This window comes from Streptomyces sp. NPDC005302, from assembly GCF_040607345.1.
Lineage (GTDB): Bacteria > Actinomycetota > Actinomycetes > Streptomycetales > Streptomycetaceae > Streptomyces.
Map to the genome: position 1 here is coordinate 150,830 of NZ_JBEXGN010000001.1, position 12,719 is coordinate 163,548.

Sequence of the window (12,719 nt, forward strand, 5' to 3'; positions counted from 1 at the left end):
ACTCACGTACAACCCTCACCCCCCACCAGCGGTCTCCTGTTCGCCGATCACCCAGTGAACTGCCGGACGACTCATGGACAACCACCGGCAAACACGGGCAGTCGGAACCCCATTGACAGTGGATGTCCGCCAGACATCCCCGCATGCCGCAGGAGAATCCCGCATGCACAAGCGTCACCCGCACTCCGTGCGTATCGCCCTCGCGACGGCCACCGCTGCCGCGCTGACGGGCGGACTGCTCACCTTCTCGGCCGTGACCGCGACCGCCGCCGACTCCGCGCACGTCCCGCAGGCCGACTTCAACGGCGACGGCATCGGCGACGTGGTCTTCTCGGCGCACGCCGCGTACGTCGGCGGCCACAAGGCGGCCGGCCAGATCGTCGCCCTCTACGGCACCGCCACCGGCGTCTCGTCCGCCAAGCGCTCCACGATCAGCCAGGACACCTCGGGCGTCCCGGGCACCGCCGAGGCCGGCGACGGCTTCGGCGGCGAGACCGCCTACGCCGACTTCAACAAGGACGGCTTCGACGACCTCGCCGTCGCCACCCCGTGGGAGAAGGTCGACAGCGACACCAACGGCGGCACCGTCGCCATCCTGTGGGGCTCCGCCGCGGGCCTCACCGGCAAGGGCGTCACCATCGCGGACCCCTCCCCCTCCTCGCACGACTACTGGGGCAAGGACCTGGCCGCCGGCGACTTCGACGGCGACGGCAGGGCCGACCTCGCCGTCGGCAGCTCGACCAGCACGATCTACGTCTTCAAGGGCGGCTTCAGCACCTCCGGCACGCCCGGCGGCCGCTACACCGTCAAGCCCCCGATCCAGTCGGGCTCCAACGACTTCCCGTACGGGCCGCTGAGCCTGACCGCGGGCGACGTGAACGGCGACAACCGCACCGACCTCATCGTCGACGGCTTCGAGAACGCCACCGGCTGGAACACGAACTACTTCGTGCCCGGCACGGCGAGCGGCCTCAACGCGGCCTCCGCCCAGGCGCTCAAGGCCGGCCAGATCACCGGCGTCGGCGACATCAACGGCGACGGCTACGGCGACATCGTCAGCGGCGCCGGCTGGGACCACCACACCGACGAGGGCGAGACCATCCCGGACTCCTCCGACGGCGGCCAGGCCAACATCACCTACGGCTCGGCCTCCGGCCCCGCCGGCACCACCGCGATCAACCAGAACACCGGCAGCGTCCCCGGCACCTCGGAGAAGGGCGACAGCTTCGGCTGGGACCTCGACATGGGCGACGTGAACGGCGACGGCTTCCAGGACCTCGTCGTCTCCGCCCCGAACGAGGACATCGACGGGGTCACCAACACCGGCATGGTCACCGTCCTCTACGGCTCGTCGAGCGGCGTGAAGGTCTCCTCCGGCACGCAGTCCTTCGCCCAGAGCACCGCGGGCGTCCCCGGCAGCGACGAGAAGGACGACCTGTTCGGCGCCGACGTCAAGCTCGACGACGTCACCGGTGACGGCAGGGCGGACCTGCTCGTCGGCTCGTACGAGAACGCCGGCAACGGCTCGGTCACCTACCTGCCCTCCAACGGCACGACGATCACCACCTCCGGCTCCCGCACCCTGTCCCCGAGCACCTCGGGCGTCTCGACGACGGGGTCGCCGCAGTTCGGCGCCCTGTTCGCCGACTAGCCACCAGCCGGCGAGCCTTCCGCTCGCCCCGGGCCGGCCCTCGGGCCGGCCGCTCCCGCACCACCCGGGGCGCTCGTCCGCGAGCGCCCCACTCCCGACACGCCGGGCCCGAACCGCTCACGGGCCCGGCGTGTCCTTCTCTGCCCGCCGGTGTCCCACCCGACCTCCCGCCACCCCGGAGCCCGTCTTGCCCAACCTCCCTCTCCTGCCTGCCGCGAACGCCGTGCGCTCACGGATTCCGGCCGCCCTCGCCACCCTCCTCGCCGCAGGGCTGACCTCCCTCGCCCTCACGGTCCCGGCGAACGCCGCGCCTGCCCGCTACGCGGAGGACTTCAACGGCGACGGCTACCGGGACCTCGTCGTCGGCGCTCCGGACGCCACCGTGTCGGGGAAGACGGGAGCGGGTGCGGTGGTCGTCCTCTACGGCTCGGCAGCGGGGCCGGGTTCCGCCAAGAAGCAGCTGTTCTCCCAGAACACCGCAGGAGTCGAGGGGACAGCGGAGACCGACGACGGCTTCGGCGCCTCCGTGTCCTCCGCCGACCTCGACGCCGACGGCTACGCGGATCTGCTCGTCGGCGCGCCCTACGAGGACGTTCCGGGCGACCGGACACGCGGCAGCGTCACCGTCCTGTGGGGCGGCGCGCAGGGTCTGCGCGACAGCGCGGTCCTCCCCGCCCCCAGCCCGTACGAGGACGGGGACAGCGCCGGCTGCGCGTACGGGGTCGGAGTCTCGGCCGCGAACCCCCAGGCGGCTCCCGGCAGAGCCCGGGTGGCCGTGGCGGGCAGGTGCGCGAGCATCAGCCTGACCGGCCCGTTCACCCGGAGCGGGAAGCCCACCGGCATGGGCCTCAGTGTGATGGCAACCCCGTCGCTCGACGATGTCGCCCTCGGCGATCTGAGCGGCACGGGACACCCCGACGTCGTGGACATCAGCGTGGGGCTGGGCGACCTCCCCGCGGGCGGCGTGTACGTCAATCCGTCCGAGGGGTCCATGAGCGATCCCCTGCCGACGGACGGGGACAACGTGGCCATCGGCGACGTCGACGGTGACGGCTACGGCGATCTGGTGATCGGGGACCCTTCCGACAACGTCGTCGACGGAACCCCGGAGGAGGGCACCGGCCACAAGGGCGGCCAGATCGCCGTCTGGCGGGGTAGGCGGAACGGCATCGACACGACGGCCGAGCCGATCCTGATCCACCAGGACACTCCCGGAGTGCCCGGTGCGGCCGAGAGCAACGACTCCTTCGGCGCCGACGTGAGCGTCGCGGACGTCAACGGCGACGGGTACGGCGACATCGCCGTAGGGGTGCCGGGAGAGAACCTCGGCTCGCTGAGGGACGCCGGCGCGGTGATCATCGTCCCCGGCCGGGCGGGTGGCCCCACCGGTACGGGTTCCACGTCCCTCAGCCAGGACACCGTCGGTGTACCGGGCACCGCCGAGCGGGGGGACTCCTTCGGCAGGACCGTCCGGCTCACCGATGTCACCAAGGACGGCAGGCCCGAGCTCGTGGTCGGCGCCCCCGGGGAGAACAACGGCACCGGCGGCATCTGGGTGCTCAAGGGCTCCATCAGCGGCCCGTCCCCGAAGAGCTCCTACAGCGTCATGGGCGACAAGGTGGGCCTCCCCACGGAGCACTACACCAACTGGTCCTCGGTGCAGTCGTCGTGATCGGCCCGCGGCCGCGTCGATCGTTCCCGCGGCCACGCGGCGGCACCTCCGGCAGGTTCGTGCCCGCCGGAGGCGCCCCGTAGGGGCGGGTTCCGCCGTCCCGTAGGGGATGTCACAGCTCGGCAGCAAAGGCGGTCCGGATGCCCCGGGCCCGGCACGTGACTCTCCGGGAGCAGGTACGTTCGATGACGTGGCTGGATTCAGGATCGGACGCGGCGGCCGGGACAACCGTGCTTCGCAGGCGCGACCGCAACAACAACCGTCGTACGGACAGCAGGCCCCCCAGGGAGGCGGGCAGCAGCCGTACGGCTATCCGAACGCGCCTTCGCATCCGCAGTACGGGGGACAGCAGCCGTACGGCGGACAGCAGGGCGGTCCCCGGCACGGCGGTCAGCAGGGCGGCGGGCAGCCCTACCGCGGCAACGCGCAGGGCGGCTGGCCCCAGAACGGCGGCGGACAGGGTGAGCCGGAGTACTTCGGCGACGGGCACCCGCAGCAGGGCCCGGACCCGTACGCGGCGAACAGCCCTGGACACACCCAGGCCTTCTCGATCGACGAGGACCCGTACAGCCAGGGCGATACGTACCGCGCCGGCCAGGCGGCGGCTGCGCCGGTCGGACCACGGCTGCACTGGAAGGACCTGCTCAAGGGCATCGTGACCGCCCCGAACAGGACCTTCCTCCAGATGCGCGACTACGCGATGTGGGGCCCGGCCCTGGTCGTGACGTTCATCTACGGCCTGCTGGCGGTCTTCGGCTTCGACGGCGCCCGCGAGGACGCGATCAACGCGACCCTCTCCAACGCCATCCCGATCGTCCTCACGACCGCCGTCGCCATCGTCCTCAGCACGTTCATCCTCGGCGTGGTCACCCACACCCTGGCCCGCCAGCTCGGCGGCGACGGCGCCTGGCAGCCGACGGTCGGCCTCTCGATGCTGATCATGTCCATCACGGACACCCCGCGTCTGCTGGTCGCCATGTTCCTCGGCGGCGACGCGTCGTTCGTGAAGCTCCTCGGCTGGGCGACGTGGGTCGCCGCGGGCGCGCTGCTGACCCTGATGGTCGGCAAGTCCCACGACCTCCCCTGGCCGAAGGCGCTCGCCGCGTCATCCATCCAGCTCATCGCGATCCTGTCGATCATCAAGCTGGGCACGTTCTGACACCGACGGCACCAAGAACACGCAGGAGGGGCTCCCGGCACACCACCGGGAGCCCCTCCTGCGTCCCGACCGCGAACAGCCCCGAGCGTCACAGTCGTTCGTACGACGGTGGGCGGGCGCGAGTGAGATCATCGCGCATAAAACGGGGGGGGACATGACAGACACCGAGGAAGATCGGCGTTGGCCGCAGGACATCGGGCTCACGGTCGCAGCGGTCTGGGCCGGCGTCCGCGCGGTGGGCGGAAGTCAGCCGCCGTTGATCCGGTTGGGCCTGGGCATCGGGGCGTTCTGCGCGCTCATCGCACTTGCGTGGCCCCTCGTCGCCCGCGTCCGGGCGGCGGCGCGAGGCCGCAAGGCCTCTGCCGTTGAGACTGGCACCGTCGAGCGGCGGGATCCTTGACGCGAGAAGGTCTCCTGCCCGCTGTCAGTGCCGTGATCCACTCAGCGCCCTCCAGCACGTGATCGTCGGGGCGCCGGACCGCTCGCGGCCAGCCGTCGGCCGGCCTCCTTCAGTTCCAGGCGGGCCGCCGGCGTGCCCGCGGGCGTCTCCCAGAACGGATGCGCCGCGATACGCCGGGACAACGCGAGCAGGTGCCGGCGGTGCTCGGCGGCGCCCGTGTCCTGCACCGCCACGAGGCGTTCGTAGGTCACGTACCAAGCCGTCTGCGCAGCCAAAAGATCATCCGGGATGCGGTGCCTGTCCATACCCTTGATTAGATCGTACGTTCGATTTATTGCTCAAGTCGACTCCCTCGGTCATCCATGGTCGATGCCGCGCGCGAAACGCGACAGGGCCCCCGGCTCGCACCGAGGGCCCTGATGTCGTCAGCGAGAAGCCGCCGCGACGCGTTCGCGGCTCAGAGGGCTTCCTTGTTCTCCTTGGCCGCCTCGCCGGACCTGTGCACGGGAGGCAGGACACTCCACGGAAAGTTGATCCACTCGTCCGTGCGCTTCCAGACGTACTCGCATTTCACGAGTGACTGGGTCTTCTCGTAGATCACCGCGCTGCGGACCTCGGCGACGGCGCCGACGCAGAAGTCGTGGACGAGCTTGAGCGTCTTGCCGGTGTCGGCGACGTCGTCGGTGATCAGGACCTTCTTGTCGGAGAAGTCGATCGCGTTGGGGACGGGAGCGAGCATCACCGGCATCTCCAGCGTCGTCCCCACCCCCGTGTAGAACTCGACGTTCACCAGGTGGATGTTCTTGCAGTCGAGGGCGTAGGCGAGCCCGCCCGCGACGAAGACGCCGCCCCGGGCGATCGACAGCACGATGTCGGGCTCGTAGCCGTCGTCGGCGATGGTCTGGGCGAGTTCGCGTACGGCGACGCCGAACCCCTCGTAGGTGAGGTTCTCGCGCTCGGAGGACACGGTCACCGCCTCACACCTGCGTCCGGTGGAAGTTCAGGAACGACCGGGAGGCCGTCGGCCCGCGCTGGCCCTGGTAGCGGGACCCGTACCGGTCGCTGCCATAGGGGAACTCGGCCGGCGAGCTGAGCCGGAACAGGCACAGCTGACCGATCTTCATGCCCGGCCAGAGCTTGATCGGCAGCGTCGCGAGGTTCGACAGCTCCAGGGTCACGTGCCCGGAGAACCCGGGGTCGATGAACCCGGCGGTGGAGTGGGTGACCAGCCCGAGGCGACCGAGCGAGCTCTTGCCCTCGAGGCGAGAGGCGAGGTCGTCGGGCAGCGAGATGACCTCGTACGTACTGGCGAGGACGAACTCACCGGGGTGCAGGATGAACGGCTCGTCCCCCTCCGGCTCGACGAGCCTCGTGAGGTCCGCCTGCTCGACCGAGGGGTCGATGTGGGGGTAGCGGTGATTCTCGAACACCCGGAAATAGCGGTCGAGCCGCACGTCGACACTCGACGGCTGCACCATGGATTCGTCGTAGGGATCGATCCGGACCCGCCCGGCGTCGATCTCGGCCCGGATGTCCTTGTCTGAGAGAAGCACGCCCTGAGGATACGCAAGGGGCGCGGTGCCACCATCATCGCGGCGGCACCACGCACCCGCACAACGGTGACGTGACGCCCCGGCACCGGGGCGTCACGTCACCGGCTCAGCGCGTCAATGCTTCTCCATGGTCACCGGCACCACACTGCGGAGCCGGGCGCAGCGTGGGCACCGGACCAGCCGTCCGGGGCCGAGCCGCTCGGCCTGCTGCATCGGGAACGACGCGGTGTTGAACACGTGCCCCTCGGCACAACGGACGACGGTGCGCTCCATCAAGTCCCAGAGTCCCTTCCCCAAGAGCCGTTGTCAGGCTGATGCCCTGACAGCGAAAGCCACATTACGGGATCAAAGGGACGACGCTCCAGGCGGCACTCCGGTACCGTCCGGACCCGCTCGAAGGCCCCCACCGTACGCCTCAACTCCGGCCCGCCGCAGCCTCATCCACCCCGTGGAACACGGGCGGGCCCTGCGGCTTCGACGCCGGGCGCGGGGCATGAGGTAGAGTGAGCGAGCATTCGGCACCGGTTCAACCGGCGTCTTACGCGGGTGTAGTTTAGTGGTAGAACATCAGCTTCCCAAGCTGAGAGTGCGAGTTCGATTCTCGTCACCCGCTCCACAGAAACCGATGAAACCCCCAGGTCCATGACCCGGGGGTTCTTTGTTGTCCCGGTCGGGACCTGTCCGGGCCGGGACCCGGTTGTTGCTGAACCTCCCCGGGATTGTCCGTGATCGGTAACGGGCGCATCCCCCGGTGCACATCTCTCGTCCTGCCAAGTGGTCGCATCGCGACCGGGGATCGACGGGGCACTGGGCGAGAGCGGGGCGGACATGGCGCGGCACGGCGGAACGCGGGGCTGGTACGGCAAGGTGGTCGGGGCGGCACTCGGGGTGACGTTGTTCGCGGCCGGGGCCTCGGTGTGGACCGCGCAGGCCGACGCCGTGGGCGGCCCGGCGAAGGCGACCGCGCCGGCCAGGCCGGGCAATGACGTGAAGACGGTCGCGATGACCATCGCGCACGCCTCGGACAAGGGCGCACACGGAGTCAACATCACCATCGACGACGGCCCCGACCCCACATGGACCCCCCAAGTGCTGGACGTGTTGAGGGAGTACGGGGTGAAGGCCACCTTCTGCATGGTGGGGACGCAGGCGCAGGCCCACCCCGACCTCGTGAAGAAGGTGGTCGCCGCCGGGCACCGGCTCTGCGACCACACGGTGTCGCACGACACCGCGATGGACAAGAAGTCACCCGCCTACCGTTCCCAGCAGATACTCGACGCCGAACGCATGATCACCAAGGCGTCCGGGGGCGTGCGGCCGATGTACTACCGGGCCCCCGGCGGCGCCTTCACCCCCGACAGCCGCAAGCTCGCCGCGTCCCGGGGCATGCGCCCGCTGGGCTGGAACGTGGACACCAAGGACTTCGAGCGGCCGGGCACGGACGCCATCGTCACCACCGTCCAGCAGGAGCTTCCCAACGGGCCGACGCTCCTGTTCCACGACGCCGGGGGCGACCGCTCCCAGACCGTCGAAGCGCTGCGCCGGGTGCTGCCCTGGCTCAAGCAGCAGGGCTACTCCTTCGGCTTCCCCGTGCGCTGAGCCACCGCGCCCGTACGCCTCCGCCCGTATCCGCCCGCCCGAAAACCGCCTCACCCGAGCCACCGGCCCCGGCCGGTGGCTCCTTGCGTGGTCCCGGCGCCGCCCGCCGCACCGGGTGCACCCGTGCCGCACACCCCGCTCGTCTCCCGCCGCAAGGCGGCGCGTCGGCCAACCGCCCGCCACAGCCGAAGCGTTGCGGTGTCACGGCGCTGCCACAGCGGTGTCCGGAAGGGACGACGGGCGTGACCTGCGGACTCCCGGATCCCTCATAGTCGGCACAGAGCGAGAGACCGGCGGACGACGCCGGCTCCCCGTCGTCCCGCCGGAAGGAACTCCCGTGATGAACCGCCACCTGCGCAAGGCCGTCTTCGCCACCGCCGCGATCACCGCCGGGCTGCTGATGACGGCGTGCCAGAACGGCACCGACTCCGACGCGTCCGGCAAGAGCGGCTCGGGTACGTCGGCCGTCGCGGAGAAGGCCTCGGACTCCAAGAAGTCCGCGAACTCCAAGGGCGTCAGCGGATCGTTCGAGAACGGCAAGGTCGGCTACCTCGCCCCGGGCAAGTACATCGTGTCCGTGCCCGGCAGGCAGGACCAGGAGTTCTTCGTCGCCGACGACACCGAGGTCTACGGCGCCGGCACGATCTGCGGCGAGGCGGGAGCCAAGGTGGACGCGCCGTGCACGCTGGACCAGTTGGAGGCGGCGACGAAGAAGGGCGCCGTCAACGCCGACGTCCGGATGAAGAACGGCAACGCGACCCTGGTGACCGAGCGGCGCGCCGCGCAGCAGGGTTCGGGCTCCGACTCCGGCTCCGGGTCCGAGGCGAGTTCCGGCTCCGACTCCGGCTCCGACTCCGGCTCCGGTTCCCGTGACACCGCCGTCGAGGGCATCAACAAGGGCAAGGGCGTCAACGGCACCTGGTTCGGCAACGTCTCCTTCCTGGCTCCGGGCAAGTACACGGTCTCCGACATGAAGGGCAGCGAGCAGGAGTTCCTCGTCGCCGAGGACACCGAGATCGTGGGCTACGACGACATCTGCGGTGACGCGGCCCAGGCCGGCCAGGACGGCACGAAGTGCACCGAGGACGAGCTGGAGACGGCGGCCAAGAAGGGCGTCAGCGCCGAGGTCGTGATCAGCAACGGCATCGCGACCAGCATCCGCGACGACCACTGAGCCACCGGCTCACTCCCGAAGAAGGCCCCGGTCATCGACCGGGGCCCTTTTCTTGTCCGCTTCCCCACGCTTCCTTGCGCTTCCCCACGCTTCCTTGCGGTTCCCCGGCCGCTTCCCCGGCCGCCGCGACCGCTCGCCGGGGGCAGGACGCGGACGAGAGCTTCGCCACACGGCTCGCCCGGGAGTCGTTGGCCCGGGCGACGTGTCGATCGCCGCGGGCGCCACCGACATCCCTCGGCCGATCCCCTGGCCGTCACCGGGCCCCCGGTGACAAGCTGAGAAAGAACGGGGAAACGCTGCGACCCGGGCGATCCAATATCTGTGACCGCCACATGAGAAATGGACGTCGGACGCACTCAGGATTTCTTGATCCGCTTCGTGTGTGGCGTTATCCACCGCACACAGGCGATCTCGTCGTGCTACTGTCGACAACAGTTGCAGTTGTGGTTCCCAAAAACTTGTGAACTTCCACCCTATTTCTGCGGTGGAGTTCTTTTGTGTCTCCGGTCTTTTCCGGCGGGGTAATCATCACGGCGACGCGGAATCCGCGCAGTGCGGACTCCGAGCACCGTCCCGAAGGAGAATGACATGGCTACTGGCACCGTGAAGTGGTTCAACGCTGAAAAGGGCTTCGGCTTCATCGAGCAGGACGGCGGCGGCGCCGACGTCTTCGCCCACTACTCGAACATCGCCGCGCAGGGCTTCCGCGAGCTGCAGGAGGGCCAGAAGGTCTCCTTCGACATCGCGCAGGGCCAGAAGGGCCCGACGGCGGAGAACATCGTTCCCGCCTGACACCCAGACGCACAGCGCAGCTGGGGCCCGCACCTTGGGGTGCGGGCCCCAGCTCGCCGCTTTCCCGGGTACGGGGACGGGCACCGGCCGACGCGACCCGCGTCGCTCACCGCCCCGCCCCGAGAACCCCTCACCCGGACCGTCGTACGAGAGTGGCCGACCCGAACGCGGGTATGAATCCCCTCGGGACCGCCCGCGAAAATCCTGGTTCCGCCGGTGGCTCCGCCCCGGCTCCCCCTCTTCGCTTCTCGGCTCCGCCGCCGGTTTCCTCCACGGTTGCATCGACCCCAGGTTCCTCCGCGCGGCACCGTCGCCGTTTCGGACCCATCGCTTTCGGGACAGTGCCGGAATTCCGGCCCCGCGTCCCGCTCGAATTCTTCACCGCCCCGGACCGATATCGGTCCGATCCCTTTCGGTGTCGTATTTCATTCGGCTCGTTCTCGCGATTCTCTGCGCTGCACATTCGCTGCGGGAATTCCTTGATACGCGCCCGTTCAAGGAAGGTTCCGCATGAACCGCACGCGCACGAACGATCGTTTCGCCCGTACCCGATCCGAGGGCGCCGGCCCCAAGAGGAGCGGTGGCAGCCGCTTCGGGTCCGCGTCCTCGGGCCGTTCCGGCGGCCCCAGCAGGTCGAAGGGCTACGGACGCCAGCAGACCTCCCTGCAGGGCGAGTTCGCCCTCCCCGTGACGGTGACGCCCGCTCTGCCGGCCGTGGAGGCGTTCGCCGACCTGGCCCTGCCGGCGCCGCTGCTGACCGCGCTCGGGCACGAGGGTGTCAGCGTCCCCTTCCCGATCCAGGCCGCGACCCTGCCGAACTCCCTCGCGGGACGTGACGTACTCGGGCGGGGCCGCACCGGTTCCGGCAAGACGCTGGCCTTCGGCCTCGCGCTGCTCACCCGGACCGCCGGCCGGCGCGCCGAGCCGCGTCAACCGCTGGCCCTGGTCCTCGTACCGACCCGCGAGCTGGCCCAGCAGGTCACCGACGCGCTCACCCCGTACGCCCGCTCCCTGCGGCTGCGGCTCGCCACCGTCGTCGGCGGCATGTCGATCGGCCGCCAGGCCGGCGCGCTGCGCAGCGGCGCGGAGGTCGTCGTCGCCACGCCGGGCCGCCTCAAGGACCTCATCGAGCGCGGCGACTGCGCCCTCGGCGACGTCGCCATCACCGTCCTCGACGAGGCCGACCAGATGGCCGACATGGGCTTCATGCCGCAGGTGACGGAGCTGCTCGACCAGGTGCGCCCGGAGGGACAGCGGATGCTCTTCTCCGCCACCCTCGACCGCAACGTCGACCTGCTGGTCCGCCGCTACCTGAGCGACCCGGTCGTCCACTCCGTGGACCCGTCCGCGGGCGCCGTCACCACGATGGAGCACCACGTCCTGCACGTGCAGGGCGCGGACAAGAACCGTACGACCACCGAGATCGCGGCGCGGGACGGCCGAGTGCTGATGTTCCTGGACACCAAGCACGCGGTGGACCGGCTGACCGAGCACCTGCTGAACAGCGGTGTGCGGGCCGCGGCCCTGCACGGCGGCAAGTCGCAGCCGCAGCGCACGCGGACCCTGGCCCAGTTCAAGACCGGGCACGTGACGGTCCTGGTGGCGACCAACGTCGCGGCGCGCGGTATCCATGTCGACCAGCTCGACCTGGTGGTGAACGTCGACCCGCCGAGCGACCCCAAGGACTACCTGCACCGCGGCGGCCGCACCGCCCGCGCCGGTGAGTCGGGCAGTGTCGTGACGCTGGTGACGCCGAACCAGCGCCGCGACATGAGCCGGCTGATGGTGGCCGCCGGAATCACCCCGCAGACCAGTCAAGTGCGTTCGGGTGAGCCCGAGTTGGCCCGCATCACGGGTGCTCAGGCGCCTTCGGGCGTGCCGGTCGTCATCCGCGCGCCCGTGTCGGACCGCCCCCGGCGCGGGGCCTCCGGCTCCTCCCGCGGCCGGCGTGGCCGCTCCGGCCAGGGCGGCGGCCGTTCCACCGGTACGGGCGCGCACCGCACGTCCGAGGCGGGCGGGCGGCGTACCGCCGAGGCCGCCGCGCGCCCCACGGCCGAGCGCTAGTCCGGCCCGGACACGCCACGCGTCGCACGTCGGACGTCCGGTCCCGCCGCTCCCCTTCCGGGTGAGCGGCGCGGGCCGGACTCCGGTGCGGCGCACCGCCGGATCCGCTCTGCTCCGTACGTCCGCTCCGGCCCCGTACGGCTGCTCCGCCTTGTACGTCCTCTCCGCAACCACGCCGCAGGAGGCACCTTTGACGATCATTCAGCTTCCGTCGAGGCAGCAGGGTCAGCAGCAGCGGACCTGTTCCGCCGGCGCCGCCCCCGTGGGTCTCTTCGACCCGGAGGACCACTCCGGGCCGCAGGTGGGGGCCGACATGACCGTCGAGGTGGCGCTGTCCGTCATGGCGGGCGCCGGTGTCACGTACCTGCTCGTCCGCGACGAGGACGACCAGTGCACGGGCTCGGTCACCGCGGCGCAGCTCGCCGTCGTCCGCGCCGGATCCGCCTACACCGACCGCGTCCGCGTCCGGGATGTCCTCGCTCACCACCGTTCGCCGGGCGCACTCGCCCTGTCCGGCTGAGCGTCCCGCACGGCCTCCCGCGCATCGCCCGTACGCTGGGCGACACGCCCGGCCGTACTTCCCGCTTGCTTCTCCCCGTTCCTCCCTGTTCCTCCCCGTTCCTCCCGTTCCCGCTTCCTCCCGTCACCTGTGAGG

General features: G+C 70.5%; 12 protein-coding genes and 1 tRNA gene. 9 read left to right on the plus strand and 4 right to left on the minus strand.

The annotated features are described in order from the left end of the window. Window positions 1-163 precede the first annotated feature (163 nt). The 3 genes from ABZT74_RS00625 to ABZT74_RS00635 all read left to right on the plus strand — a co-directional run bounded on the left by ABZT74_RS00625 (window position 164) and on the right by ABZT74_RS00635 (window position 4,482). Window positions 164-1,651, plus strand: a complete 1,488-nt coding sequence (locus ABZT74_RS00625) for an FG-GAP and VCBS repeat-containing protein (RefSeq protein ID WP_356432681.1) — start codon at window positions 164-166, stop codon at window positions 1,649-1,651. Between the two features lie 187 nt (window positions 1,652-1,838). Further along, entirely contained in the window at window positions 1,839-3,323 is a 1,485-nt protein-coding gene (locus ABZT74_RS00630; RefSeq protein ID WP_356432684.1) for a VCBS repeat-containing protein, read from the plus strand. 109 nt (window positions 3,324-3,432) lie between these two features. Beyond that, window positions 3,433-4,482 carry a Yip1 family protein gene (locus ABZT74_RS00635; protein WP_355873028.1) on the plus strand — a complete coding sequence of 350 codons (1,050 nt, stop codon included), beginning with the start codon at window positions 3,433-3,435 and terminating at the stop codon, window positions 4,480-4,482. Window positions 4,483-4,923: 441 nt separating this feature from the next. Here the strand turns inward: ABZT74_RS00635 and ABZT74_RS00640 are convergent, their stop codons facing one another. The 4 genes from ABZT74_RS00640 to ABZT74_RS00655 form a co-directional block, all read right to left on the minus strand. Beyond that, window positions 4,924-5,187, minus strand: coding sequence for a hypothetical protein (locus tag ABZT74_RS00640; protein ID WP_356170745.1), 264 nt, complete (start codon window positions 5,185-5,187; stop codon window positions 4,924-4,926). A gap of 152 nt (window positions 5,188-5,339) precedes the next feature. Further along, window positions 5,340-5,849, minus strand: coding sequence for a phosphoribosyltransferase (locus ABZT74_RS00645; protein WP_355873411.1), 510 nt, complete (start codon window positions 5,847-5,849; stop codon window positions 5,340-5,342). A gap of 10 nt (window positions 5,850-5,859) precedes the next feature. Further along, the gene (gene dcd / locus ABZT74_RS00650; protein WP_266457691.1) at window positions 5,860-6,435 is read right to left on the minus strand and encodes a dCTP deaminase; all 576 of its coding nucleotides are present in this window, start codon (window positions 6,433-6,435) and stop codon (window positions 5,860-5,862) included. 114 nt (window positions 6,436-6,549) lie between these two features. Then, window positions 6,550-6,708 (minus strand): hypothetical protein, encoded by a 159-nt coding sequence (locus ABZT74_RS00655; RefSeq protein ID WP_355873035.1) that lies wholly within the window; start codon window positions 6,706-6,708, stop codon window positions 6,550-6,552. Between the two features lie 269 nt (window positions 6,709-6,977). Here ABZT74_RS00655 and ABZT74_RS00660 point away from each other — a divergent pair. The 6 genes from ABZT74_RS00660 to ABZT74_RS00685 all read left to right on the plus strand — a co-directional run bounded on the left by ABZT74_RS00660 (window position 6,978) and on the right by ABZT74_RS00685 (window position 12,584). Next, window positions 6,978-7,051 (plus strand) — tRNA-Gly (locus ABZT74_RS00660). Window positions 7,052-7,263: 212 nt separating this feature from the next. After that, on the plus strand, window positions 7,264-8,034 hold the full coding sequence (locus ABZT74_RS00665; protein ID WP_356433021.1) for a polysaccharide deacetylase family protein: 771 nt from the start codon (window positions 7,264-7,266) through the stop codon (window positions 8,032-8,034). 340 nt (window positions 8,035-8,374) lie between these two features. Beyond that, a complete protein-coding gene (locus ABZT74_RS00670) occupies window positions 8,375-9,208 on the plus strand; it encodes a hypothetical protein (protein ID WP_356432688.1) in 834 nt (277 codons plus the stop codon). Window positions 9,209-9,796: 588 nt separating this feature from the next. Next, window positions 9,797-10,000 (plus strand): cold-shock protein, encoded by a 204-nt coding sequence (locus tag ABZT74_RS00675; RefSeq protein ID WP_030224351.1) that lies wholly within the window; start codon window positions 9,797-9,799, stop codon window positions 9,998-10,000. A gap of 510 nt (window positions 10,001-10,510) precedes the next feature. Then, a complete protein-coding gene (locus ABZT74_RS00680) occupies window positions 10,511-12,064 on the plus strand; it encodes a DEAD/DEAH box helicase (protein ID WP_355873042.1) in 1,554 nt (517 codons plus the stop codon). Window positions 12,065-12,326: 262 nt separating this feature from the next. Further along, on the plus strand, window positions 12,327-12,584 hold the full coding sequence (locus tag ABZT74_RS00685; protein WP_355873417.1) for a hypothetical protein: 258 nt from the start codon (window positions 12,327-12,329) through the stop codon (window positions 12,582-12,584). Window positions 12,585-12,719 lie beyond the last annotated feature (135 nt).